The sequence below is a fragment of the Sphingomonas guangdongensis genome, from assembly GCF_900199185.1.
Classification (GTDB): Bacteria; Pseudomonadota; Alphaproteobacteria; order Sphingomonadales; family Sphingomonadaceae; genus Sphingomonas; species Sphingomonas guangdongensis.
Genome location: NZ_OBMI01000002.1, coordinates 335,238 through 359,592, shown reverse-complemented (window position 1 = coordinate 359,592; position 24,355 = coordinate 335,238). Strand labels below are relative to the sequence as shown.

The 24,355-nt window shown below is 69.0% G+C and carries 28 protein-coding genes; 7 read left to right on the top strand and 21 right to left on the bottom strand.

All coding sequences use genetic code 11. The features are described from left to right. Positions 1–12: 12 nt before the first annotated feature. The 6 genes from pal to CRO12_RS08820 all read right to left on the bottom strand — a co-directional run bounded on the left by pal (position 13) and on the right by CRO12_RS08820 (position 4,616). Positions 13–534 carry a peptidoglycan-associated lipoprotein Pal gene (gene pal, locus CRO12_RS08845; RefSeq protein ID WP_097063692.1) on the bottom strand — a complete coding sequence of 174 codons (522 nt, stop codon included), beginning with the start codon at positions 532–534 and terminating at the stop codon, positions 13–15. A gap of 47 nt (positions 535–581) precedes the next feature. Continuing rightward, positions 582–1,862: a Tol-Pal system beta propeller repeat protein TolB gene (gene tolB / locus CRO12_RS08840; RefSeq protein ID WP_425443007.1), complete on the bottom strand. Its 1,281-nt coding sequence runs from the start codon at positions 1,860–1,862 to the stop codon at positions 582–584. Positions 1,863–2,049: 187 nt separating this feature from the next. Next, the gene (locus CRO12_RS08835) at positions 2,050–3,015 is read right to left on the bottom strand and encodes a cell envelope biogenesis protein TolA (protein ID WP_097063690.1); all 966 of its coding nucleotides are present in this window, start codon (positions 3,013–3,015) and stop codon (positions 2,050–2,052) included. Further along, a complete protein-coding gene (gene tolR / locus CRO12_RS08830; RefSeq protein ID WP_097063689.1) occupies positions 3,015–3,452 on the bottom strand; it encodes a protein TolR in 438 nt (145 codons plus the stop codon). Before tolR ends, CRO12_RS08835 begins: the two co-directional genes overlap by 1 nt. A 4-nt stretch (positions 3,453–3,456) precedes the next feature. After that, the gene (gene tolQ, locus CRO12_RS08825) at positions 3,457–4,149 is read right to left on the bottom strand and encodes a protein TolQ (protein ID WP_097063688.1); all 693 of its coding nucleotides are present in this window, start codon (positions 4,147–4,149) and stop codon (positions 3,457–3,459) included. Next, entirely contained in the window at positions 4,140–4,616 is a 477-nt protein-coding gene (locus CRO12_RS08820; protein WP_097063687.1) for a YbgC/FadM family acyl-CoA thioesterase, read from the bottom strand. The genes tolQ and CRO12_RS08820 overlap by 10 nt, the downstream gene beginning before the upstream one ends. 540 nt (positions 4,617–5,156) lie before the next feature. Here CRO12_RS08820 and CRO12_RS17965 point away from each other — a divergent pair. Further along, positions 5,157–5,477, top strand: a complete 321-nt coding sequence (locus tag CRO12_RS17965) for a hypothetical protein (RefSeq protein ID WP_179640934.1) — start codon at positions 5,157–5,159, stop codon at positions 5,475–5,477. Between the two features lie 92 nt (positions 5,478–5,569). Here CRO12_RS17965 and ruvB read toward each other — a convergent pair whose 3' ends face one another. Beyond that, positions 5,570–6,592, bottom strand: a complete 1,023-nt coding sequence (gene ruvB, locus CRO12_RS08810) for a Holliday junction branch migration DNA helicase RuvB (protein WP_097064255.1) — start codon at positions 6,590–6,592, stop codon at positions 5,570–5,572. 77 nt (positions 6,593–6,669) lie between these two features. Here ruvB and CRO12_RS08805 point away from each other — a divergent pair, with 77 nt between their 5' ends. Next, entirely contained in the window at positions 6,670–7,272 is a 603-nt protein-coding gene (locus CRO12_RS08805) for an exopolysaccharide biosynthesis protein (RefSeq protein ID WP_097063685.1), read from the top strand. Between the two features lie 96 nt (positions 7,273–7,368). Here CRO12_RS08805 and ruvA read toward each other — a convergent pair whose 3' ends face one another. The 6 genes from ruvA to CRO12_RS08775 form a co-directional block, all read right to left on the bottom strand. Further along, complete coding sequence (gene ruvA, locus CRO12_RS08800; protein ID WP_097063684.1) at positions 7,369–7,965, bottom strand: Holliday junction branch migration protein RuvA; 597 nt, start codon at positions 7,963–7,965, stop codon at positions 7,369–7,371. Then, a complete protein-coding gene (ruvC, locus tag CRO12_RS08795; RefSeq protein ID WP_097064254.1) occupies positions 7,962–8,471 on the bottom strand; it encodes a crossover junction endodeoxyribonuclease RuvC in 510 nt (169 codons plus the stop codon). Before ruvC ends, ruvA begins: the two co-directional genes overlap by 4 nt. After that, positions 8,468–9,211: a YebC/PmpR family DNA-binding transcriptional regulator gene (locus CRO12_RS08790; RefSeq protein WP_097063683.1), complete on the bottom strand. Its 744-nt coding sequence runs from the start codon at positions 9,209–9,211 to the stop codon at positions 8,468–8,470. Before CRO12_RS08790 ends, ruvC begins: the two co-directional genes overlap by 4 nt. A gap of 54 nt (positions 9,212–9,265) precedes the next feature. After that, positions 9,266–9,505, bottom strand: a complete 240-nt coding sequence (locus CRO12_RS08785; protein ID WP_097063682.1) for a DUF2312 domain-containing protein — start codon at positions 9,503–9,505, stop codon at positions 9,266–9,268. A 62-nt stretch (positions 9,506–9,567) separates the two neighbouring features. Beyond that, a complete protein-coding gene (locus tag CRO12_RS08780) occupies positions 9,568–10,905 on the bottom strand; it encodes a metal-dependent hydrolase family protein (protein WP_097063681.1) in 1,338 nt (445 codons plus the stop codon). Between the two features lie 181 nt (positions 10,906–11,086). Beyond that, complete coding sequence (locus CRO12_RS08775) at positions 11,087–11,383, bottom strand: DUF1244 domain-containing protein (RefSeq protein WP_097063680.1); 297 nt, start codon at positions 11,381–11,383, stop codon at positions 11,087–11,089. 69 nt (positions 11,384–11,452) lie between these two features. On the opposite strand from CRO12_RS08775, the gene pyk reads away from it, so the two are divergent. Continuing rightward, positions 11,453–12,913 (top strand): pyruvate kinase, encoded by a 1,461-nt coding sequence (pyk, locus tag CRO12_RS08770; RefSeq protein ID WP_097063679.1) that lies wholly within the window; start codon positions 11,453–11,455, stop codon positions 12,911–12,913. 122 nt (positions 12,914–13,035) lie between these two features. Here the strand turns inward: pyk and CRO12_RS08765 are convergent, their stop codons facing one another. Together CRO12_RS08765 and ykgO are read right to left on the bottom strand one after the other, a co-directional pair. Beyond that, on the bottom strand, positions 13,036–13,659 hold the full coding sequence (locus CRO12_RS08765; RefSeq protein WP_097063678.1) for an HAD family hydrolase: 624 nt from the start codon (positions 13,657–13,659) through the stop codon (positions 13,036–13,038). Further along, a complete protein-coding gene (gene ykgO, locus CRO12_RS08760; protein WP_055755695.1) occupies positions 13,656–13,781 on the bottom strand; it encodes a type B 50S ribosomal protein L36 in 126 nt (41 codons plus the stop codon). The genes CRO12_RS08765 and ykgO overlap by 4 nt, the downstream gene beginning before the upstream one ends. Before the next feature lie 136 nt (positions 13,782–13,917). Here ykgO and CRO12_RS08755 point away from each other — a divergent pair, with 136 nt between their 5' ends. Continuing rightward, on the top strand, positions 13,918–14,511 hold the full coding sequence (locus CRO12_RS08755; protein ID WP_097063677.1) for a DUF4136 domain-containing protein: 594 nt from the start codon (positions 13,918–13,920) through the stop codon (positions 14,509–14,511). Further along, the gene (locus CRO12_RS08750; protein WP_097063676.1) at positions 14,508–15,629 is read left to right on the top strand and encodes a M14 family metallopeptidase; all 1,122 of its coding nucleotides are present in this window, start codon (positions 14,508–14,510) and stop codon (positions 15,627–15,629) included. Before CRO12_RS08755 ends, CRO12_RS08750 begins: the two co-directional genes overlap by 4 nt. Positions 15,630–15,708: 79 nt before the next feature. Here CRO12_RS08750 and CRO12_RS08745 read toward each other — a convergent pair whose 3' ends face one another. Then, a complete protein-coding gene (locus CRO12_RS08745) occupies positions 15,709–16,431 on the bottom strand; it encodes a dienelactone hydrolase family protein (protein ID WP_097063675.1) in 723 nt (240 codons plus the stop codon). 70 nt (positions 16,432–16,501) lie between these two features. Between CRO12_RS08745 and gpmA the strand changes: the two genes are divergently transcribed. Further along, a complete protein-coding gene (gene gpmA / locus CRO12_RS08740) occupies positions 16,502–17,191 on the top strand; it encodes a 2,3-diphosphoglycerate-dependent phosphoglycerate mutase (protein ID WP_097063674.1) in 690 nt (229 codons plus the stop codon). Here the strand turns inward: gpmA and mobA are convergent. The 3 genes from mobA to CRO12_RS08725 are packed head-to-tail and all read right to left on the bottom strand — an operon-like array spanning position 17,170 to position 20,755. Beyond that, positions 17,170–17,694, bottom strand: a complete 525-nt coding sequence (gene mobA / locus CRO12_RS08735; RefSeq protein ID WP_097063673.1) for a molybdenum cofactor guanylyltransferase — start codon at positions 17,692–17,694, stop codon at positions 17,170–17,172. The genes gpmA and mobA overlap by 22 nt on opposite strands. Continuing rightward, a complete protein-coding gene (gene fdhD / locus CRO12_RS08730; RefSeq protein ID WP_425443006.1) occupies positions 17,691–18,473 on the bottom strand; it encodes a formate dehydrogenase accessory sulfurtransferase FdhD in 783 nt (260 codons plus the stop codon). The genes mobA and fdhD overlap by 4 nt, the downstream gene beginning before the upstream one ends. Then, a complete protein-coding gene (locus CRO12_RS08725) occupies positions 18,470–20,755 on the bottom strand; it encodes an FdhF/YdeP family oxidoreductase (protein ID WP_097063672.1) in 2,286 nt (761 codons plus the stop codon). The genes fdhD and CRO12_RS08725 overlap by 4 nt, the downstream gene beginning before the upstream one ends. A gap of 98 nt (positions 20,756–20,853) precedes the next feature. On the opposite strand from CRO12_RS08725, the gene CRO12_RS08720 reads away from it, so the two are divergent. Further along, positions 20,854–21,942 carry a catalase family protein gene (locus tag CRO12_RS08720; protein WP_097063671.1) on the top strand — a complete coding sequence of 363 codons (1,089 nt, stop codon included), beginning with the start codon at positions 20,854–20,856 and terminating at the stop codon, positions 21,940–21,942. 3 nt (positions 21,943–21,945) lie between these two features. Here the strand turns inward: CRO12_RS08720 and CRO12_RS08715 are convergent, their stop codons facing one another. Then, the gene (locus tag CRO12_RS08715; protein WP_097063670.1) at positions 21,946–22,872 is read right to left on the bottom strand and encodes a PEP-CTERM sorting domain-containing protein; all 927 of its coding nucleotides are present in this window, start codon (positions 22,870–22,872) and stop codon (positions 21,946–21,948) included. Between the two features lie 19 nt (positions 22,873–22,891). Further along, on the bottom strand, positions 22,892–24,232 hold the full coding sequence (locus CRO12_RS08710) for a dicarboxylate/amino acid:cation symporter (protein WP_097063669.1): 1,341 nt from the start codon (positions 24,230–24,232) through the stop codon (positions 22,892–22,894). Positions 24,233–24,355 lie beyond the last annotated feature (123 nt).

The window sequence follows — 24,355 nt, the reverse complement described above, 5'->3', positions numbered from 1 at the left end:
TGTCGCCTTCGATCAGCCGATCGTGACGGTCACCGCGCGGCGATTCTGCGCGTAGCTCGCCTCGTCCGAGCCGAGCGCCGCGGGCCGCTCCTTGCCGTAGCTGATCGTCGTGATCCGGCCCGCGTCGATCCCGCGTGCCGCCAGGTAGTTCTTGGCGGCATTGGCGCGGCGATCACCGAGCGCCAGGTTGTACTCGCGCGTCCCGCGCTCGTCGCAGTGCCCCTCGATCGTGATGCGGACGTTCGGGTAGCGCTGCAGCCACTGCGCCTGCGTGTCGAGGATCGCGCGCGCTTCCGCGTCGATGTCGTACATGTCGAGCCCGAAGCGTACCGTGTCGCTCGACACCGAGCGCATGAAGTCCTCGCGGCTGCCGGGCACCACGCCCGTGCCGACGGCGCCGGTCTGGCCGGCGTTGGGATCGACCTGCTCCGTGCCGCCGGGTGCCGGCGGCAGGACATCGGGGCGCTTCTTGGCGCAGCCCGCGGTCGCCACCAGTGCGGCGGCGAGGATCAGCTTGGTCGTCGTGGTTGCCATGATCGTTTCTCCTCTTCGGTTTCGGTCCTGGCGGATGAAATTGGCTGTTAGGGGCGTAACGGCCCCCAGCTCGGATCGCTCCCGTCAAGCGGCGTGGGGATCCGGCGCTCGTTGACGCCGGTCAGGTCGACCGACCACAGGTCGGCCTTGGCAGAGCCCTGGCCGGCGCGGAAGAAGGTCAGGACGCGCCCGTTCGGCGACCAGCTCGGCCCTTCGTCACCCCACGCCTCGGTCAACAGCTTCTCGCCCCCGCCCGACGGCGACATGATGCCGATCTGGAACGAGCCGCCGAGCTTGGTGAAGGCGATCAGGTCCCCGCGCGGGCTCCACACCGGGGTCGCGTAGCGCCCGCCGCCGAAGCTGATCCGCTGCTGGTTCGATCCGTCGGCATTCATCACGTAGAGCTGCTGCGTGCCGCCGCGATCGCTCTCGAACACGATGCGCGACCCGTCGGGCGAGTAGCTGCCGCCCGTGTCGATACCGGCCGAGTCGGTCAGCCGCTGCGGACTGCCGCCATTGATCGATACCCGGTACAGGTCGGTGTTGCCCGACTGCGCCATGGAGAAGAGCACCCACTGCCCGTTCGGGGACACGCGTGGCGCAAAGGTGAGCTGCACGCCCGACACCAGCCGCCGCTGCCGCCCGCTGCCCAGGTCATAGACGTAGAGCGACGGCTGATCGTTGACGTAGCTCATGTACACGATCTGCTGCTGGTTCGGCGCGAAGCGCGGCGTCAGCACGATCGACTGGCCGTTGGTCAGGAAGCGGTGGTTTGCGCCGTCCTGGTCCATGATCGCAAGGCGCTTGATGCGGCGGTTCTTGGGCCCCGTCTCCGATACGTACACGATGCGGCTGTCGAAGTAGGGCCCCTCGCCCGATAGGCGGGTGTAGACGGTGTCCGCACACTTGTGCGCGGCGCGGCGCCAGTCGCTGGGCGGCACCACGAAGCCCTGGCGGGTCAGCTCGGTGCGCGCAAACACGTCGTACAGGTAGCAGCCGACCGTCAGCGTCCCGTCGCCGTTCGCGCGGACGAAGCCCTGCACCAGCGCCGATGCGCCGCTTCCGCCCCAGTAGCCGAAGTCGGGCGCGGTCACCTGATCGAAGCTCGGCGCGCGCAGGCTGCTCGGAGCCGGCGGCTTGAACAGGCCGGAGTTGCGCAGATCATTGGCGACGATCTCCGCCAGCTGGAGCCCGAGCTCGTCGGTGCTGCCCGCGGCGGTCGCCTGCGCGGCCGGGGTCGGCATCGGCGGGATCGCGATGGTGAGCGGCTCGGAAATACCGCCGACCACGTCGACCTCCACCTGCGCGGCGACGGGAGTGGTGACCATAAGGCCGAGGATGGCCAACGACTTCCTCAACACGGACCTGTTCCTCATTCTACGTTCGTCCTGAGTAGCGACTGAGCGAAGTCGAAGTCGCGTATCGAAGAAGCCGCGCGCCAGTGCTTCGACACGAGCCCTCGCCAGGCTCGGTCTCTACTCAGCACGAACGGCCGTGGTTCGTAACGCGCTATCCTCATCCCGGCAGCCGGTAGTTGATGATGATGTCTTCCCACCCGCCCTTGTAGAGCTCGGCGGGCAGCTTGTACGGCGCGCACTGGATCACCGCCGCGGCGGCGAGTTCGCCCACGCGCTGCGCGTAGCGGCGGTTCTCCTCATCCACCCCGCTCTGCCCGGTCAGCACCGGACGCGCGGCGAGCGAGCCGTCCGGATCCATCCGGATGCGCAGCTTGGAGCGGATGCGATTGGCGCCCGGGCCGGGGTTGGGGATACGGTTGGCGCAGGGCTGCACCTGGCGCGCGATCGCGTCGCCCAGTCCCGCGACGGCAGTCGCGCTGACCTTGACGGTGCGCGCGGTCTGGCCGGTACCGCGATCGGCGGACGTCGCCAGGCTCTTGCGAAAATCGTCACCGAGCAGCGAGCCGCGCGGACGGTTCGACTTGGACGCAGCGTTGCTCCCGGCGCGCTCGGGCGTGACGTTGGGCGGCGCGAGCGACGAGCGGCGTTTGGACGGCGGCGCCTTGCTGGCCGGCGCGGGTGCCGCCTTGGGCGCGGCTTTCGGCGCGGCCTTGGCCGGGGTCTTCGGCGCAGCCTTCGGCGCGGGCTTGGCGGGTGCGGGCGCGGCCTTCGGCGCCGGCTTGGGCGGCGCTGGCCGCGGCGGCTCGGGCTTGGGCGGCACCGGGCGCGGCGGGGTCGGTGCGGGCGGCGGCGGTGCGGGCACCGGCTCCGGCGGCGCCTCGGCCGGAACGGGCGCACTATCCTCTGGCGGGCCGGTGTCGGGCGCTTCGGACGGTGCGGGCGCCTCGGTCGTCGCCGGCGACGCGCTCTCCAGCGCGACCTCGTCCACCAGCGAGATATCGATCGGCTTGGACTCGAGCTTCAGCGGATTGGGGGTTGCGAGAAAGCCGACGGAGAGCAGCCCGAACAGCAGGACATGCCCCGCCGCGGCGACTCCCAGCCCGACCTTCTCCGCCCGCTCCATCAGTCCGCGCCGCCCTCGACACTGGTCACGAGCGACACGCGGTTGAGCCCGGCGCTGTTGAGCTCGCCCATTACCCGCATGACGCGGCCGTAATCGAGCGCGCGGTCGGCGCGGAGCATGACCTGCGGCGGCTTGTCGGCAGGCGCGCGGCCGGCGATCGCGGCCAGGCTCTCGGGCAAGGTCGCGGTCACCTCCGTCTTGTCGATGAAGATGCGGCCGTCGCTGTCGATCGCCATGTCGACCGGCTTGTCCTCCTGCTCCAGCGATTTCGCGCGGCTGTCGGGCAGGTTCACCGGTACGCCCGCGGTCAACAGCGGTGCCGTCACCATGAAGATGATCAGCAGCACCAGCATGACGTCGACCAGCGGCGTCACGTTGATGTCCGCGACCGGGGCGCGTCGCCCGCGCCCACGCTGCGAAGGAAGGTTCATCGCCATCGCGTCAGCGATCCGAATCCAGCTGCCGCGAGAGCGTCGCGTGGAAGCCGTCGGCGAAGCGATTTAGCCGCGCCTCCACCCGGTTGATGGAGTGGCTGAAGCGATTGTACGCGATCACCGCCGGGATCGCCGCGAACAGCCCGATCGCGGTCGCGAACAGCGCCTCCGCGATGCCCGGCGCCACCACCGCGAGCGACGAATTGTTCTGGCTGGCGATGGCGGTGAACGACCGCATGATCCCCCACACCGTCCCGAACAGCCCGACGAACGGCGCAACCGACCCGACGGTCGCGAGCACGTTGAGCCGGTCGGAGAGCGAGTCGATCTCAGCCGCGGCGGCCGCGCCCATCGCCGTCGCCAGGCGCTCGCGCGTGCCCTCGCGGTCGACCACGCGCCCCGCCGTGGAGCGGCGCCACTCCGCCACCCCGGCGGCGAACACGCGCGCGACCGGCAGTGCGCTCTCGGCCTCCGCCTTGTGGAACGCGTCGATGTCCGCGGCCTTGCGGTAATCGCTCTCGAACCGCTCGGTCTCGCGCCGCACACGGCCGAGGCGGCGGATGAAGCTCCAGATGATGGCCCAGGTCCAAATGCTGGCGGCGAGCAGCCCCAGCATCACCGCCTTCACCACCCAGTCGGCCTGCAGGAACAGCGCGACCGGCGACAGGGTCGCGGCGTCGGCGTTGGCGATCAGTTCCATGTCTCTCCCTTGTTCCCCGTCCAGGTCAGCCGTTCGAACGCCGCCACCCACTCGGCCGGCTGGCGACGCGGCCGACCGGTGGGAGCGACGAACGCCGCCTCGACCCGCGCGTCCACCAGCATGACGTCCCCGCGCATGACTCTATGATGAATATGAACGGCCGCCGCGCGCACCTGCATCAGCCTTGAGCGCACCAGCAGCACATCCTCGAACCGCGCGGGTGCGGCGTAGCGGATGTGCACGTCGCGCACGACGTACACGCCCTCACCCGCCTCATGCGTCGCACGCTGGTCCACCCCGGCCAGCCGCAGCATCGCCGATCGCGCCCGCTCGACGTAGCGCAGGTAGTTGGCGTGGTAGACCACGCCCGACAGGTCGGTATCCTCGAAGAACACGCGCACCGGAAACAGGTGCTCGGCTCCCTCGAACCGCCCGTCGAGCGGCAGCTGGTCGGCGGTGACCGTCATTGCGCGGCTGTTAACCGAATGGCGGTCGGGGTGTAACCCCGGATGTGCGATCGGGTGGCTGCGTCGAATGTCTGCTACTGGTGGAAAGCGGACATCGAATATTAGGTGATCTCTTGCCGGGATTTACGCAGTTCAACATTCGAGGCGAGGACGGACAGCTGCTCTGCCCCGCGTGCGGCTTCGCAACGGAGCTTCAGATCCCGCAGTACAATGACCACCACGGGATGCGCATTTTCATCTGCGAAGCTTGCCTATGGGAGCCTGGCTACGACGATGGTGACGCCATCTCTCCTGATGACGTGAGAGACCTCCTGCGCAGTTATCGGAAGGATTGGGGTGGAACAGTTCCTTGGCTGGGCAGCGGCAATCCCCCTCCTGGCTGGAACGGTGAGGAGCAGCTTAGTCGCCTATTCCTTATGGCACCGAATGTACGGTAATGGGCGAAAGCGGACGTTCGCTGCCTCGCTGTGCCGAATGGCCGGCTCTGGTGGAAAGCGGACGTTGGTTGCAGCGCTGCTTTCAGCAGGGCATAGTCAGACGATGAACGGTGATTGGGTCCGAGTTCTAGCGCGAATAGCCTTTCTGACCCCAGAGCAGGGCGGACGCACCCATTCGCTTGAAGGCCCGAGCAGTTACCGTCCAAATCACAACTTCTTCGGACCCGACGATCGCGACATGTGCATGGGCTTCATCGAGATCGCAGAAGGTGAACGAGTACAGCCAGGCGACACAATCGAGAAGGCAATCAGCTTGTCGGTGTTTCCTGAAGTCCAAGATCAGTTCCGAGAAGGCCGCGAGTGGCGTGTTCAGGAGGGCGGTCGGCTCGTGGCCATCGGGCATATCCTTCGCGTCCTGAACTAGGAGCGCCGCAATCAAGGAAATTTGACGCAACCGGACGTTGGCGGCGTCGCGGTCGTGAATGTCCGCTATTGGGCGTAAGCGGACATACGCGCCTAATCGAACAACCCGTCCTGCACACTTGCGGGCGGCTCCAGCCCCAGGTGCTTCCACCCCGCGCCGTTCAGGCAGCGCCCGCGCGCGGTGCGGGCGACCAGGCCGAGCTGGATCAGATAGGGCTCGATCACCTCCTCGATCGTGTCGCGCGGCTCGCTCAATCCGGCGGCGAGCGTTTCCACGCCGACCGGGCCGCCGCGGTAGATGTCGGCGATCATCGTGAGGTAGCGGCGATCCATCGCGTCGAGGCCGAGCCGGTCGACCTCCAGCCGGGTTAACGCGCGATCCGCAGTTGCTGCGTCAACAGTGTCCACCCCCGCGACGGTCGCAAAGTCGCGGACACGGCGCAGCAGCCGCCCGGCAATGCGCGGGGTGCCGCGGCTCCGCCTGGCGATCTCCCGCGCGCCGTCGTCGCCGACGTGGAGCTCAAGCAGCCCGGCCGCACGAGAGACGACGCGAAGCAGCTCGTCCTCCGTGTAGAACTGCAGCCGCACCGGGATGCCGAAGCGGTCGCGCAAGGGGGTGGTCAGCAGACCCTGCCGCGTCGTCGCGCCGACGAGGGTGAAGCGCGGCAGGTCGATGCGGACGCTGCGCGCCGACGGCCCCTCCCCGATCATCAGGTCGAGCGCGCGGTCCTCCATCGCCGGATAGAGCACTTCCTCGACCGCGGGGTTGAGGCGGTGGATCTCGTCGATGAAGAGGACGTCACCGTCCTCCAGGTTGGTCAGCAGCGCGGCGAGGTCGCCCGACTTGGCGATCACCGGGCCGGAGGTGGCGCGAAACCCCACCCCCATCTCCCGCGCGACGATCTGCGCCAGCGTCGTCTTACCAAGACCCGGCGGGCCGAAGAACAGGACGTGGTCCAGCGCATCGCCGCGTGCCTTTGCGGCGTCGATGAACACGCGCAGGTTTTCACGCGCGGCCTTCTGCCCGACGAACTCGTCGAGCCGCTTGGGCCGGAGCGCGGCGTCGACGTCCTCGGTGCGACGACCGGCGGTCAGGAGGCGATCGGTGTCGGTCACGTTGCCGTTCACTAGCTGTTCCGACGCCCGCTTGTCGAGGCGGGAACCTTGCGGGGCTGCAACGACTTGGCACCGGCATGGCAGACGATCCGCACAGTATCGGCGACATCCTCGACGGGCTGGAGAAGCTCGCCGACGAGGAGGAGCAAGTGTCGCTCGGCGACGCGGTGGAGGCGTTCGGCAACCGCAGCTACGGACCGTTCCTGCTCGTGCCCGCGCTGATCGAGATGTCGCCGATCGGCGGCATCCCCGGCCTGCCAACGGTGCTCGCGGCGATTATCATCCTGTTCGCGGTGCAGATGGTCTTCGGCCGCAAGCACATCTGGTTGCCCGGCTTTCTCGCGAACCGCAGCATCTCGGCGGAGAAGGTCAAGAAAGCGACGGACAAGCTGCGCGGGACGGCGCGGTTCTTCGACAGGTGGTTCCACGGCCGCCTCCCGGCGCTCACCACTGGCCCGTTCGTGCGGGTGGCGGCGGTCGGATCTATGCTGCTCGCGCTCACCGTCCCGCCGCTCGAGCTGCTGCCGTTCGCCAGCACCGCGCCGATGGCAGCGATCGCGGCGTTCGGCCTGGCACTGCTGGTCCGCGACGGCGTGCTGATGATTGCGGCGATTGTGCTGGCCGGCGTCGCAGCGGCGGTGGGTATCGGCTTCGTGGGGAGCGGCGGCCAGAGCGGCTAGTCCTAGCCCGTCACCCCGGCCCTGAGCCGGGGTCCCGCTTCTTCGATCGGCGGCAAGGCAGCGGGACCCCGGATTGAGTCCGGAGTGACGAGGAGGCTACTTCGCCGCTTTCTTGAGCGCCAACCGCACCAGCGCGTCGAGCGTCGCGCCCGGCCCGAGCTCCTCCTCCGCCGCCGCCACCGCCGCGCTCGCTTCCGCCGGGCGAAAGCCGAGGTTGGCGAGTGCCGACACCGCATCCGCGCTGGCGCCCGCCGGTGCCGCGATCGATGTGCCCAGCACCCCCACTGCGACCACGCCGACCCGATCCTTCAGTTCGCGCACGATCCGCTCGGCGAGCTTCGGCCCGACCCCTTGCGCGCGCGCGACCATCGCCTTGTCCTGTGCCGACACCGCCCGCGCGAGCTCGTCGGGCGCAAGCGCGGAGAGGATGCCGAGCGCAACGCGCGAGCCCACGCCTTGCACGCCGGTAAGCAGCCGGAACCAGTCGCGCTCCGCCGCACTCGCGAAGCCGACCAGCCGGATGAAGTCCTGCGCGACCAGCATTTCGGTGTGAACGGTCACGACCTCGCCGGCCGCGCCCAGCGCCGAGAGCGTGCGGGCCGACGCCCCGACCAGATAGCCGACGCCGCCGACATCGATCACCGCGTGGTCGGCTGCGGTGGCGGAGAGCACGCCGGTCAGGTGCGCGATCACGCCCGCGCCTCCAGCTGGCGGCGTCCCATCGCCTGCGCACTCGCGAGGTGGTGCGCGTGGGTGATCGCGACCGCGAGCGCATCCGCGGCGTCAGGCCCGGCGAGCTTCACGCCCGGCAGCAGGTGACCGACCATCGCCTGGATCTGCACCTTCTCCGCGCCGCCGGTGCCGACCACCGCCTTCTTGACGACGCTCGGGTGATACTCGCCGATGACCAGCCCCGCATTGGCCGCGGCGAGCAGCACCACGCCGCGCGCCTGACCGAGCTTCAGCGTCGACTGCGCGTTGCTGTTCCCGAGCACCTGCTCCGCCGCCGCGCCGTCCGGGCGCTCGGCGCGGATCACCTCGCCCAGCGCCGCGTAGAGGTTGTGGAGGCGGCGGGGCAGCGGCATCGTCGTCTCCGTCCGGATCTGACCGTTGGCGACGTGGCGCAGCCGGTTGCCCTCGGCCGCGATCACCCCCCACCCGGTCGTGCCGAGTCCGGGATCGAGGCCGAGGATGATCAGCCGAGCTTCTCCATTACCGCCTCGGGCACCTCGTAGTTGCCCCACACGGTCTGCACGTCGTCGTCGTCGTCGAGCGCGTCGATCAGCTTGAACAGGGTGGCCGCGTCGCCCTCCCCCACCTCGACCATGGTCTGCGGACGCCAGGCGAGCTTCGCGCCCTCCGCTTCGCCCAGCACCGGCTCCAGCGCCTTCACGACCTCGTGCAGGCTGCCCTGCTCCGTCCAGATCTCGTGGCCGTCCTCACCCGACGTCACGTCCTCGGCACCCGCCTCCAGCGCCGCCTCGAACACCTTCTCTGCATCGCCGGCGCTCGCCGGATAAGTGATCAGCCCGACCCGGTCGAAGCCGTGGCTGACCGACCCCGCGGTGCCCAGATTGCCGCCGTTCTTGCTGACGGCGGTGCGGACGTTGGTCGCGGTGCGATTGCGGTTGTCGGAGAGCGCCTCGATGATGAGCGACACGCCGCCGGGGCCGAAGCCCTCGTAGCGGATCTCCTCGTAGTTTTCGGCATCGCCCCGGCTCGCCTTGTCGATCGAGCGCTGGATGTTGTCTTTGGGCATTGACGCGGCCTTGGCGGCGTTGACCGCGGCGCGCAGGCGCGGGTTCATGTCGGGATCGGGCAAACCCATCTTGGCCGCGACCGTGATCTCTCGGCTGAGCTTGGAGAACTGGCCGGAGCGCTTCTTATCCTGCGCGCCCTTGCGGTGCATGATGTTCTTGAACTTGGAATGGCCTGCCATTGATCGCTCTTCATGTGTTGCGTGCCGTCGTCCTAGCGCCTCCAGGCGCCAGCGTCACGCCATGCCCAGCGCCTGGCGATAGGTTTCGAGCAGCGCGTCCTGCTCGTCGAGCTGGTGCTTCTCCATCTTACGCAGGCGGATGATCGCGCGCATGATCTTGGGATCGAACCCGGTCGCCTTCGCCTCGCCATAGACGTCCTTGATGTCGTCGCTGACGCCGCGCTTCTCCTCCTCCAGCCGCTCGATGCGCTCGATCAGCAGGCGCAGCTGTTCGGCCGATACGTTGTCGGTCACTCTTGTTCTCCAATCCGTGTGGCGGGCGCGTCTAGGCGATCCGGCCCGCCCGCATCAAGCGGTCAGTCGCGCGCCGGGAAAAGCGCGCGCTCGCCTGCCTGCTTGCGGACGGTGCCGCCCTGCATGACGAAATCGACGCTGTTGAGCCGCGCGACGTCGGCGACCGGATCGCCCGCCACCGCGATGATGTCCGCATCCATGCCGGGCGCGATGCGGCCGATCCGGTCGGCGCGGCCGAGCAGCGCGGCGGCATCGACCGTCGCGGTGCGGATCGCGACCGCAGGCGCCATGCCGACCGCGGTCATGTAGCCGAACTCCAGCGCGTTGGTGGCGTGCGGGCCGACGCCCGAATCGGTGCCGAACGCGATCTTCACACCGCTCGCGATCGCGCGACGGTGGCTGTCCTTGACCACCTTTGCGACCTCCTCGGCTTTGGCGACGGACGCGGGCGGGCGTTCGCCCGCACGGCCCTGTCGGATCACGCTCTCGAAGGCATGCATGGTGGGTACGAGGTACGCGCCCTTCTGCTTGAACAGCGCGATCGTCTCGGCGTCGATGAAGCTGCCGTGCTCGATCGAATCAACGCCGGCGCGCAGCGCGCCATCGATCCCGGACTTGCCGTGGGCGTGCGCGGTCACCTTGCGGCCGAAGGCGTGCGCGGTGTCGACGATCGCCTTCATCTCCTCCGGCGTCATCTGCGCCTCGAGGCCCCCGGCAATGTTGCTGCCGACCCCGCCCGATGCCGCGAACTTGATCACCTGCGCGCCGGTGAAGATCTGCTCGCGGGTCGCCCGGCGGCAGTCGTCGGGGCCGTTGCAGAGGTGGTCGGCGTCGGCCCGCTCGGCGTGGGCGTAATCCTCCTTCAGCCCGTTGGCGTCGCCATGGCCGGCGGTGACGGAGATCATCCGCCCGGCGTTCACGATGGTCGGCCCCTCCAGATCGCCGCGGGCGATCGCGTCGCGCAGCGCGCGGATGCCGCGCGGCTCGGGCGCGCCCAGGTCGCGGACGGTAGTGAAGCCGGTCAGCAGCGTCGCGCGCGCGGCATTGGCGGCATCGACGAAGGCGTCCTCCTTGTCCTTGCCCGATCCGTCCAACCGCGACTTCATCGGATAGCCCGACGAGTAGAAGTGGACGTGCATGTCGATGAGGCCTGGCAGGACGTAGCGATCCTTGAGGTCGATCAGCGTCGCACCGTCCGCCGGCGCCACGAAGCCGTCGCGGACCTCCGCCACCTTGCCGCCGCGCACCACGATCGTGGAGTTGCCGCGCGGCGCCTGCCCCGGCGTCGCGAGCAGCTGCCCGGCGTGGATGTAGGTGACCTTTGGCCCCGGCGCAGGTGCCGTTTGCGCCGCAGCCGGCGCGGCGGCGAGCGCGAGCGCGGTGGTGATCAGATGCTTCATGGTAAACCTCCCCCTTGTTGCGGCGGAGGTTAGGCGGGCGAACGCAGTCGCGACAAGCACTCTGTCGCTTCCAGGTCACCGTCACCCCGGCGAAGGCTGGCGTCCATGTCTGTCAATTACTGGACGCGACCTCACCCCATCCCGCCACAGACATGGATGCCAGCCTACGCTGGCACGACGGTCAGGCCGCGTTCTTGGCCACGCTGTCCTTCATGCGCTGCAACTGTTCGGGGCTGGCCTCCGCCTGGTGCCGCGCCTTCCACTCGGCATAGGGCATGCCGTAGATCGCGGCCCTCGCGACCTCCTTGTCGAGACCGCCGGCCTCGCCCACCCAATCGGACAGGCAGTTGCGGCAGAACCCCGCCAGACTCATCAGATCGACGTTCTGCGCGTCGGTGCGGTGGCGCAGGTGCCGCACCAGGCGGCGAAATGCGGCGGCGGCAGCGCGGTCGTCCAGCCGATCGAGTTCGTCCGTCACCACGCATTCTCCCGGTTGATCGCCTCCGAATAGTGGCTAGGGCGTGCCGCACAAGTGCGAGAGGTAACCATGACCGCCACCATCCGTCCCCGCAGCCGCAAGGTCCGCGTTCTCGCGACGCTGGGTCCGGCCAGCAGCACGCCCGAGATGATCACGCGCCTGTTCGAGGCGGGGGCGGACGCGTTCCGCGTGAACATGAGCCACGGCGACCAGGAATCGAAGCGCCCAGTCATTCAGGCGATCCGTTCGATCGAGAAGGCGCTGGGGCGGCCGACCACCATCCTCGCCGACCTGCAGGGGCCGAAGCTGCGCGTCGGCAAGTTCGCCGACGGGCGCGTGATGCTGGAGACGGGCGAGCGCTTCCTGCTCGACCGCTCGGCCGAGCCCGGCGATGCGCGCCGCGTCGAGTTGCCGCACAAGGAGATCTTCGCCGCGATCGAGCCGGGTGCGCGGCTGCTGCTCGACGACGGCAAGTTGGTGCTGCGCGTGCTGGAGCACGACGCGGACACGATCGTGACGGAGGTCGTGGTCGGCGGCGCGCTGTCGAACAGCAAGGGGCTGAACGTGCCCGACGTCGTGCTGCCGCTAGCAGCACTCACGCCCAAGGACCGGAGCGACCTCGCCTTCGCACTCGACGCAGGGGTCGACTGGATCGCGATGAGCTTCGTCCAGCGCCCGGAGGATCTGGCGGAGGGCCGCCGCTTGATCGAGGGGAAGGCGGCGCTGCTCGCCAAGATCGAGAAGCCGAGCGCGGTCGCGCGGCTGGAGGAGATCGTCGAGCACTGCGACGGCGTGATGGTCGCGCGCGGCGACCTGGGCGTCGAGCTGCCGCCAGAAAGCGTGCCGCCCCTCCAGAAGCGGATCGTGGAGGTGTCGCGGCGGCTGGGGCGGCCGGTGGTGGTCGCGACCCAGATGCTCGAATCGATGATCACCTCGCCCTCCCCCACCCGCGCGGAGGTGTCGGACGTCGCCACCGCGGTGTACGACGGGGCCGACGCGATCATGCTCTCGGCGGAGAGCGCGGCGGGTGCCTGGCCAATCGAATCCGTCTCCATGATGAATTCGATCGCGACCTCTGTGGAGCTCGATCCGGGCCACGGCGACCGCGTCCACTTCACGGTCACCAAGCCTGACCCGACCACCGCGGACGCACTGGCGGAGGCGGCGAAGGGGATCGCCGTCACCGTCTCCGCCAAGGCGATCGTGTGCTTCACCTCGTCCGGGTCGACTGCCCGCCGCATCGCGCGCGAGCGTCCCTCCGTGCCGATCATGGTGCTCACCCCGCGACTGGAGACGGCGCGGCGGCTGGGGCTGCTGTGGGGCGTTCACGCCGTCCACACCAAGGATGTGGCGAGCTTCGAGGAGATGGTTGCCAAGGCCAAGCGCATGATCCTGCGCCACAACATGGCGGGGGCCGGCGATCAGGTGATCGTGTGCGCGGGCGTGCCGTTCAAGACGCCGGGATCGACCAACGTTCTCCACGTCGTCCGGATCATGGGCGACGAGCTGAAGGGGTATAAGGGGGCGTAGGGCTCAAGTCGTCATGCCGGCGGTGCTGGCATTGCTCGCGGCCGGGTCCGCCCGGGCCGACAGAAACCCCAGCGTTCGCTGGGGTGACGGCTAGGGTTTCTTCCCTGCACGAGAAGAGAGTTTCAGACCGCGAACCCCACCTCACGCAGCGCCGCGCGCGTGCTTGCGACGTCTGTGAAGTGGATTGCGCGTATGCCGAGCGCCGCCGCCCCTTCCACATTGGCGCGGTTGTCGTCGATGAACGCCGCCGCGTGCGGCTCCAGCCCGAAGCGCTCGAGCGCCAGGCGGTAGATCGCGGGATCGGGCTTCACCAGTCGCTCGTCGCCCGACACCACGATGCCGCGGAACCGGTCGAACAGCGCCGCCTCCCGCGCCCGGAACGGTGGCCAGAACTCGGCGGAAAAGTTGGTGATCGCGAACAACGGCACGCCCGCGGCGTCGAGTTCCGCGACCAGCTCGTGCATGCCGGGGATGGCCGGCCCGATGCTGTCCAGGAAGCGCGGACCCCAATGCCTGATCAGGTCGGCGTGCTCTGGAAAGCGTTCGATCAGCTCGGCCGAGGTCTCGGCGAAGCTGCGGCCCTCGTCATGCTGGAAGTGCCATTCGATCGTGACCACGTCGCGCAGGAACGCATCGAGCGCCTCACCCGGCGGGATGAGACGCTCGTAGAGGAACCGCGGGTCCCAGTCGTAGAGGACCCGTCCGACGTCGAAGATGACGGCGGACGGGGCTGGCGCGTCGCTCAGCCCTGGCGCGCCTTAAAGCGGCGGTTGGTCTTGTTGATGACGTAGATGCGGCCGCGACGGCGGATCACGCGGTTGTCCCGGTGACGATCCTTGAGCGACTTGAGCGAGTTGACGATCTTCATGGCGGCGGCCGTTCGTGTTCGAGTGAGCTTGAAAAATGAGGCGCCCGCCTATCCACGCCCCCGTGCGGAGTCAAGGTGGGCAGCGGAACTTCGGCGCACATCCGCGATTGGAAGATGCACAGGAGACCCCACGCCGATGCGCCTCGCCCTTGCCGCCCTCGCCCTCGCCGCCACCACCGCCGGCTGCGCCACGACCGGTGATAGCAGTGGACCGACCGACGTTACCCGCTATCACCTGGGCACAGCGATCGCACCGGGATCGGTCGTGGTCGAGCCGCTGACCGGATCGGGCACCGCGATCAGCCCCGAATACCAGACCTACGCCGATGCGGTCGCGGGCGAGCTCGCGCGGATCGGCTTCGCGCCGACACCGTCGGGCACTTCGTCGCAGTACATCGCCGGCGTCTCGTTTCTGCGGACCAGCCAGGGCCAGGTCCGCACCCCGCCCAAATTCTCGATCGGGCTGGGCGGCGGCAGCTTCGGGCGTGGCGGCGGCGTGGGCGGCGGGCTCAGCACCGGCTTCGGCAGCAAGACCCGCGACGTGCTCGCGACCGAGCTCGCGGTGCAGCTACGCCGCCGCAGCGACGGCACGGTCGTGTGGGAGGGGCGCGCGCAGCGCACCGGTCTGTCCGGCCCGGACAACCAGCCCGGCGCGACCGCGCAGCGGCTGGCGGCGGCACTAATGAAGGGGTTTCCCGGCGAGTCAGGGATCACTACCAGCGTGCCATGAGCATCAGCATCAACGCCGCGTTCGACAGCGGCAACATTCGCGTGACCGGGATCGACGGCGACACGGTGACGCTGGAAATCGCGACCGATCACCTTTCCGATTTCTACCAGTGGTTCTGTTTCCGCGTGGCGGGCGCCGCGGGGCGCACGCTGACCTTCCGCATCACCAATTGCGCGCGGTCCGCCTACCCGGGCGGCTGGCCGAACTATCGCACGCGCGTGTCGACCGACCGGCAGGACTGGGTAGTGGCACCCGACACGACCTACACGAACGGCGTGCTGACCTGGACGCACCGGTTCGACACGGAACTCGCCTGGTTCGCCTACTTTGCCCCGTACCCGCTCGACCGTCACGATGCGCTGGTCGCCCGCGCAGCGCGCGCACCCGGCGTCACCCACCGCGAGCTCGGGCAGAGCCTCGATGGCCGCGCGATCGACTGCCTGGAGGTCGGCACCGGCCCCAAGCACGTCTGGTTCTACGCGCGCCAGCACCCCGGCGAGCCGATGGCCGAGTGGTGGATGGAAGGCGCGATCGAGAAGCTGATCGATCCGGACGACGCTGTGGCCGCCGCGCTCCGCGAGAAAGCGACGCTGCATCTCGTCCCCAACATGAACCCGGACGGCACCTTCCGCGGGCATCTGCGCACCAATGCCGCGGGGGTGAACCTCAACCGCGAGTGGCACGCCCCCTCCGACGAGCGCAGCCCGGAGGTGAAGTGCGTGCTCGCGGCGATGGACCGGACGGGCGTCGCCTTCGCGATGGACGTCCACGGCGACGAGGCGATCCCGGCCAACTTCCTCGCCGGGTTCGAGGGGATCGAATCGTGGAGCGAGGAGCTCGGCGCGAAGTTCTACGCGTACGGACAGCGCTTGGCGGCAGCCACGCCCGACTTCCAACTCGAGCTCGGCTACGAGAAGGCGGCACCCGGCCGCGCGAACCTCAGCATGTCGACCAATCAGGTCGCGCACCGCTTTGGCGCGGTCGCGATGACGCTGGAGATGCCGTTCAAGGATCACGACGCCAATCCCGACCCCGTCCGCGCCTGGGACGGCGAGCGGTCGAAGCGACTGGCGCACAGCTGCCTCGACACGCTGGCGGGCATGATTGACGACATCTAGCCGTCCCGGCGAAGGCCGGGATCTCCCTCCGCAAACGCGCGCTCGCGGCCACAGACCCCAGCGCGCGCTGGGGTGACGGCTAGGTAAACACTTCTGCCAGGAACCCGACCGCTGCCGCCCAGCTGCGACGGTCGCTGTCGGGCTGATACCCAAAACCCGCCCGGCCGCCTGCCGCGACGCTCGCGTCGGTGAAGGCGTGGCCGGTGTGGCCATAAGCGTGAACCTGCCAGTCCGCACCCGCCCGGGTCAGCTCGTGGCCGAGCGCCACCAGGCTGTCGGGCGGGCTGAGCGGATCGTCCCAGCCGTGGCAGACCAGCAGCTTCGCGCCGATCCGTGAGACCTCGTACGGCGGCGGATCGTAGATGCCGTGGAAGCTCACCACGCCGCACACAGCGGCACCGGCGCGTGCAAGGTCGAGTACAGCCTTGCCGCCGAAGCAGTAGCCGATGGCGGCTGTCCGGTCCGGATGGACCTCCGGCAGCCCATGCAGCGCCGCGAGTGCCGCGTGAAGCCGGTCGCGCAGCAACGCGCGGTCAGCGTTCAGCGCGTTCATGTACACCGCCGGATCGGGCGACTCTCGCGTCGTCCGCTTGCCCTGTCCGTACAGGTCGACGGCGAAGGCGACATAGCCGAGCGCGGCCAGCCGTTCGGCGGTGCGATTGTCCGCCTCCTTCTGGCCGAGCACGTTGGGCACGATCATCACGCCCGGTCGCTGTCCTGCCACCGCGTCGTCCCACGCCACCACTCCCTCGAAGGGGCCGCCCGGGCCGTCGTACACCAGCGTGCGCCGCGTGATCGCCACCGCCAACCTCCCTTGCCGAACCGCGTCCCCGCTCTCTATCAGCCGGCGACGCCAATCAAGGAGCACGCCCGTGCCGACACTCGTCCTGATCCGCCACGGCCAATCGGCCTGGAACCTGGAGAACCGCTTCACCGGCTGGTGGGACGTCGACCTGACCGAGCAGGGCGTGGGCGAGGCCTGGGCGGCGGGCGAGGCGATGAAGGCGGCCGGGCTCGACTTCGACATCTGCTTCACCAGCTTCCAGTCGCGCGCGATCAAGACGCTCAACCTGGCGCTGGAGGCGATGGGGCGGCTGTGGCTGCCGGTCGAGAAGGACTGGCGGCTGAACGAGCGGCATTATGGCGGCCTCACCGGCCTCAACAAGGCGGAGACCGCGGCCAGGCACGGCGACGAGCAGGTGAAGCTGTGGCGTCGCAGCTTCGACGTGCCGCCGCCGCTGCCGGAAGAGGGCTCGCCGTGGGATCTTGCAAAGGACGAGCGCTACAAGGGCGTGCCGATCCCGCAGACCGAGAGCCTCAAGGACACGATCGCGCGCGTGCTGCCTTATTGGGAGAGCCGGATCGCGCCCGAACTGACCGCGGGGAGGCGCGTCGTCATCTCCGCGCACGGCAACTCGCTTCGTGCGCTGGTGAAGCACCTGTCCGGCATCTCGGAAAAGGACATCGCCTCGCTGGAAATCCCGACTGGTCAGCCAATCGTGTACGAGTTGGACGAGCAGCTTAACGCCACCGATCGCTACTACCTGTCCGAGCGGAGCTGAGCGGCCAGCGCCGCCAAGTCGGCGGGCGTGTTGATGTTGGCGATCGGCGGCAGGTCGATCGCCACCGCGCCGATCGCGGCGGTCCAGCTACGCATCGAGCGGTCTTCGCTGCCGACGAGGTGCGCGTCGAGCGCGTCGGCGAGCGTTGCGGGCCAGTAGCCGACGACCGGACAGTCGCGGACGAACGCCGGACCGCCGGAGCCGAGCCGAGTGACCAGATCGTCCGGCACCACCGGCGCGTCGCACGGCCAGCTGACCACCGCGTCGAAGCCGTGCGCGCGGGCGTGATGCAGCCCGGCGTTGAGGCCGCCGAGCGGCCCAAGGCCGGGCGCCGGCCTATCAGGCAAGCCACCGCCCCCTGCCCGCACCAGCGCCGCGACCTGCGGCCGCAAGCCAGCCTCCGCGTGGCCAATCAGCGTCCGCGCACCGAGCAGCGCCTGCGCCTTGTCGGTGCCGAACCGCCGCGACTCGCCGCCGGCAAGCAGCGCGCCGAGCAGCCTCACGTGCTCGCCAGCAGCGCGTCGCCGCGGACCAGCGTGTGGAGCGGCAGCCCGGCCGTGCGCGCCCGCTCCAGGGCGAGGCTGGTGGGCGCGGAGATGGTAGCAAGCATCGGGCAGCCGCTCAGCACCGCCTTCTCGACCAGCTCGAACGAGCAGCGCGAGGTGAGCAGCGCGAACCCGCCGTCCCATCCCTCGCGCGCGCGCGCCATCGCCCCGATCAGCTTGTCGAAGGCGTTATGACGCCCGACATCCTCGCGCACCAGCCGGATGGCGCCCTCCTCAGTGCAGGCGGCCGCGGCGTGGACGGCGCCGGTCGCGCGGTTTAGCGCCTGATGCTCGCCGAGCGCCGCATAGGCGCGGAAGATCGCGGCGGCATCGCCGGTCCAGTCCGCGGTGACGCGCGGCAGCGGCCGGAGCGCCTGCTCAAGGTTCTCGATCCCGCACAGGCCGCAGGAGGAATCGGACGTGCGATGCCGCACCCGCGCGACGACCCGCTCGGCAAGTGCGGGCGCGACGGTGAGCCGCAGCACATCACCCTGCTGCGCCGCATGAACATCGATGTCGATCACGTCGGATGCTCCGTCGATCAGCCGCTCGGTCAATGCGAAGCCGACGCCCAGGTCCGCCAGGTCGGCGGGGGTCGCCATCAGCACGGCGTAGCCGAGGCCGTTGACCTCGATCGCGACCGGCCGCTCGACCGCAACCGCCCGCGTCGCCGTGTCCCGGTTACCGCCGCTTGCCACCCGCTCCAGCGCGACCATCGCCGCGCCGCGGTCGCTCATGCCTCGATGCGCACCGGGACCGACTTGGCGGCAGGCACGTGACTCTCCTTGGCGTGGTGCTCCAGCGGGATCAGCACGTTGCACTCGGGATAATAGGCGCCGATGCACCCCTCCGGGATCGAGTAGGGCGTAACGATATAGCCGTCCTTGCGCCGTTCGACACCGTCTCCGGCGTCGCCGACCAGTGCCACCTTCTGCCCCTCACGCAGACCCTGCTTCTTCATGTCGCTGGGGTTGATGAACAGCACGTCGCGCGTGCCGCGGACCCCGCGAAAGCGATCGTGGTAGCCGTAGATGGTGGTGTTGAACTGGTCGTTGGACCTGAGCGTCACCAGCCGGAAGCGCCCGTCGGCATCGGCGAAGCCGGTGGCGGACAGGTTCTCGGGCGTGAGGAACTCCGCCTTTCCGGTCGGGGTCTCCCAGATCCGCTCGGTTGCCTTGTTCCCCTTCCAGAACCCGCCGGGCTGGAAGAGCTTGGCGTTGAAGTCCTTGAACTTGTCCGGATACGTCCGCTCGATCGCGTCGCGGACCAGCGCGTAGTTGCCGACCCACGCTTCCCACGGCACGTTGGGGTTCTCGGGCAGCAGCCGCTTGGCGATCGCGCCGACGATCGCCGGCTCTGACAGGAGGTGCGGGCTCGCCGGGTCGATGCGCCCCTTTGAGCCGTGGATGCAGCTGGTCGAATCCTCCATCGACACCGCCTGCGGGCCGCTCGCCTGCACGTCCTTTTCGATCCGGCCGAGGCACGGCAGCAGGTAGGTCACCTCGCCCGCGAACAGGTGATTGCGATTAAGCTTGGTCGCGATCTGCACCGACAGGCGGAGCTTGGGCCATGCTGCCTCCATCGGCCCGGTTTCCGGCACCGCGCGCAGGAAGTTGCCGCCGAGCGCGACAAAACCCCTGACCGATCCGTCGATGACGCCCCGGCACGCCTCGACCGTGTCCAGCCCCTTCTCGCTCGGCGGTTCGAAGTGGTAGAGCTCGCGCAGCTTGTCGACCGGGGCGAGCTCGGTCTTCTCGGTGATCCCGACCGTCCGCTGGCCTTGGACGTTGGAGTGCCCGCGCACCGGCGTCGGCCCGGCGCCGGGCTTTCCCACGTTGCCGCGCATCAGCAGCAGGTTGATCAGCATGCGGACGTTCTCCACGCCCTTCACATGCTGGGTGAGCCCCATGCCGTAGATGCCGAGCACGGCCTGTGCCTTGGCATAGACCCGCGCGGCCGCCTCGATATCCGCGCGCGGCAAACCGGCTTCGCGCTCGATCTCCGCCCAGTCCGCGGCGCGGACGGCGGCGGCGAAGTCGTCGAAACCGCTGGTGTGCGCGTCGATGAATTCGACGTCGAGCACGCGCGGCGCGCCCTCCGCCTGCGCCGCGTCGTCCCACTCGAGCAGCAGCTTCGCCATGCCGTTCATCACCGCCAGGTCGCCGCCCGCCTTGACCTGATGATATTGCGTAGAAATTCGCGTCTCCGCCAGCGTCGCCATCTCGACAGGGTTCTGCGGGTCGGTGAAGCGCTCCAGCCCGCGCTCCCGCAGCGGATTGAAGGTGATGATCTCGCATCCGCGCTTGCGGGCGTCGCGCAGCGGGTGGAGCATGCGCGGCGCGTTCGATCCGACGTTCTGGCCGAAGAACAGGATCGCGTCGCACAGCTCGAAATCGTGCAGCCGGGTGGTGCCGACCGGTTGGCCGATCGCCGCCTTCAGCCCGACCGACGTAGATTCGTGGCACATGTTGGAGCTGTCGGGCAGGTTCTGGTTGCCGTACATGCGCGCCATCAGCGCGTACATGTACGACGCCTCCAGGCTGGCGCGGCCGGAAGCGTAGAAAACGACCGACTTTGGCTCGAGCGCCTTCAGCTCGGCGGCGATCTCATCGAACGCCGATGCCCAGTCGATTGCGACATATCGGTCGGTCGCCGGGTCGTAGCGAAGCGGATGGGTCAGCCGCCCGTGCTCCTCCAGCTGATAGTCGCTCCAGCCGCGCAGCTCGGTCAGCGTATGCGCCTGGAAGAACGCGGGCGTGGTGCGTTGCGTGGTCAGCTCCCACGCGGTCGCCTTGCCACCTTCCTCGCAGAACTCGAACGGCAGCGCGTCGGCGGGCTTCGACCAGGCGCAGCTCACGCACATGAACCCGTCCGGCTTGTTCTGCCGCGCAAGCTCCGCCACGACCTGAGGCGTCACGCGTTCGCGCGGCAGGATCTCGGCAAGCGAGCGGACCGAGCCCCAGCCGCCGGCCGGTCCCTTGAACGGCTTGACCTCCGGCCTGTCGCCGCGCTGCCTCATGCCCCTGCCCTTCACCAAAGCGCCCCAAGACGCAATCGTACCGGAACGACTGCCATCCGGAATGGTTCAGGTGCGAGTCCAGATCGGAGATACGTGCCATGGCCCAGTTCGTCCATTTTTCGCCCGATGTTGAAAAGGTTGCGGCCGACGAGGCGGAGACAATCCGCGGCCTGGAGGAGCAGTTCCGTACCATCCTGGACACGACCTCCGCCGATTACGACCGCGGCGTGCGGGCGGTGCATGCGAAGGGGCACGGGATCGCGCGCGGCACGCTGACGGTCGCCGACGACCTGCCGCCCGAGCTGGCGCAGGGCCTGTTCGCGCACGGCGGCACCTTTGAGGCGGTCTTGCGCTTCTCCACCAATGCCGGCGACATCCTCGACGATTCGATCAGCCTGCCGCGCGGCCTCGCGATCAAGGTGCTCGGGGTAGAGGGCGATCGCCTGCCCGGCTCGGAGGGGGACGGCACCCAGGATTTCGTGATGGCGAACGCGCCCGCCTTTGCCGCGGCGGACCCGAAGCAGTTCCTCGGCAACCTCAAGCTGCTGGCCAAGACGACCGACAAGGCGGAGGGCGCGAAGAAGCTGCTGTCCGCCTTCCTGCGCGGCGCCGAAGCGGTGGTCGAGGCGGTCGGCGGCCAGAGCGCGATGCTGAGCACCATGGGCGGCGCGAAGCCCGTGCACCCGCTCGGCGCGACCTACTACAGCCAGACGCCGTTTCGATACGGCGAGCATATCGCCAAGTTCGCGGTGGTGCCGGTGAGCGGCATCCGCGACTTCGCCGACGAGACGATCAACGCGAGCGGCCGCCCCGACGCGATCCGCGAGGCGATGAACGAGCTGCTGATCGAGCAGGGCGGCACCTGGGAGCTGCGCGTGCAGCTCTGCACCGATCTCGAGAAGATGCCGGTCGAGGACGCGAGCGTCGTCTGGGACGAGGAAGAGAGTCCGTTCCGCACTGTGGCGACGATCACCGTGGAGCCGCAGCTGGCGTGGCAGCCGGGCGCGAGCGACGCGACGGAGGACAAGCTGTCCTTCATGCCGTGGCATGGCCTGGCCGCGCACCAGCCGCTGGGCGGCGTCAACCGGGCGCGCAATGACCCGTACCGCATGTCGGCGGGCTATCGCGGACGCGTCAACGGCTGCCCGATCCACGAGCCGGCGCGACTGGCTGAGCTGACGGACTGATCGTCAGCGGCGTCCGCTCGCCTGCAGCTCCTCCCAGGCGATCTGCTGCAAGGCGCCCGCGACGGCGGGGTCGATACCGAGCTCGCTGGCCGCTGCTTCGTCCCGACCGAGCATGCGCGGATCGCGGCCGGTGATCTGCCCGAAGACGATGAGTGCTTCCAGGTAATAGCCGAGCGCACTCGCATGGTAATGGTCCCACGCCCACAGGTTCACCTGTCCGGCGGCGATGCCGTCATACGGGTTCGGATCGGCCAGCCGGACCGTGATCGCGCGATTCCACGCCTCTCCGACCGGCAGCACCCCCGCGACGCCGGGCGTTGCGGCCCGCGCGCGATCGGCGGCTGTGCGCAGGTCGGTCGCCATGCGGGTGATCGGCGTGTTCGACCAGGGTGAGCCAGGGCGGTAGACCACGTCCGGGCGGCTCCACGTCGCCATCAACTCAAGGCGCACCGCTGGATTGCGGGCGCGGAACAGCGTGGCGAGCCGGCCGACGTCGCGAAGGTAGTTGGTCGGATCGCCCGGTCGATCGGGATCGAGTGTCGAGTACTCCTGCAGCACCACCACGTCCCACGCACGGTCGAACAGTTGGCGCCGCTCATCATAGTGGAAGCCGAGCGAGCGCCCGCCCGCAGTCTCCAGGCTGACGTCGTAGGAGAGGCCGACCGCGGCCGTGAAATGCTTGAAGAGCGCGGGCACGCCGCCGAAGCCCGCGCCGTTCAGGTCGGTGACCGTGTGCGCGCGCCAGTTCCGGACCGGCGAGAAGGCACCCTGGGTGAAGCTGTTGCCGATGAACAGGATGCGTCGCGGTGCCGTTCGGGGCGGACCGGGCTGCGGTGCGGGACGCTCGACGGGCGCCGGGCGCGGCGCTGTCACCTGTGCCTGCAGCGGCACCGCGCCGATCATCAGGAACGCGAGCGGGAGAAGCTTCACGGGTTGCCCTTCGCTAATATCACTCGCCGACAATCGTCGTGGCGGGCGCCCGTTCCGCGGTCGATGCGGCTGGCCCGCGACCAGCCAGGGTTGCGGCCAGGCGCTGCCGGTCGAGCTTCCCCTCCCAGCGCGCGACGACGATCGCGGCGACGGCGTTCCCGACGAAGTTGGTGAGGCTGCGGCACTCGCTCATGAAGCGATCGACGCCCAGGATCAGCGCCATACCCGCGACCGGCACCGCGGGCACGATCGAGAGCGTCGCGGCAAGCGTGATGAAGCCCGCGCCGGTCACGCCGGCCGCTCCCTTCGACGACAGCATCGCGACGCCGACCAGCAGGAACTGGTCGCCCCACGACAGCTCCACGCCGCAGGCCTGCGCGATGAACAGCGCGGCAAGCGTCATGTAGATGTTGGTGCCGTCGAGGTTGAACGAGTAGCCCGTCGGCACGACCAGCCCGACGACACCGCGGTCGCACCCGGCTGCCTCCAGCTTGGTGATGAGGTTCGGAAGCGCTGCCTCCGAGGAGGAGGTGCCGAGCACCAGCAGCAGCTCGGCCTTCAGGTACGCGATGAGCTTCAGGATCGAGAAGCCGTGGGCCCACGCGACAGTGCCCAGCACCACCAGTACGAAGAAGATTGAGGTAAGATAGAAGGTCGCGACCAGCCCGCCCAGATTGACGAGGCTGCCCGCCCCGTATTTGCCGACAGTGAAGGCGATCGCGCCGAATGCCCCGATCGGCGCCGCGCGCATCAGGATACCGACCAGCCGGAACACGACCGCGCCCAGCCGCTCAATCATGTCGAGCACGGGCTCGGCCGGCTTGCCGACCAGGCTCAGCGAAATGCCGAACAGGATCGCGACCAGCAGGACCTGAAGGATGTTGCCCTGCGTCAGCGCGGAGACGAGCGTTTCCGGGATCGCACCGAGCAGGAAGCCGGTGATCGACGTCTCATGCGCCTGATTGGCGTAGCCCTGCACCGCCCCGCGATCGAGCGTCGCGGGATCGACGTTCATCCCCGCACCCGGCTGCACCAAGTTGGCGACGACCAGCCCGATGATGAGCGCAAGCGTCGAGAAGAACAGGAAATAGGCGAACGCCTTGCCCGCGACGCGCCCCACCGCGCCCAACTCGCGCATCCCGGCGATACCGCTCACCAGCGTCAGGAAAATGACCGGCGCGATCACCATCTTGACCAGCTTGATGAAACCGTCGCCGAGCGGCTTCAGTGCTTCGCCGGTCGCCGGGTAGAAATGTCCAAGCAGCGCGCCCAGTACGATCGCCACCAGCACCTGCGCGTACAGGTGCGTGTAGAACGGCCTGCGCGCGGGCGCCTGGGCAGGGGCGGTGTCTACTCTCATCGATCCTTTCGCACTCCAGCACCGCGGCGTCGTCGCGCACTGTAAGGCGTCGAGCGACACACGCCAGCATGACCGCCGATTGCGCGCAAGTTGCGGCAGACCACGTTTCCTTCGGCCCGTGCA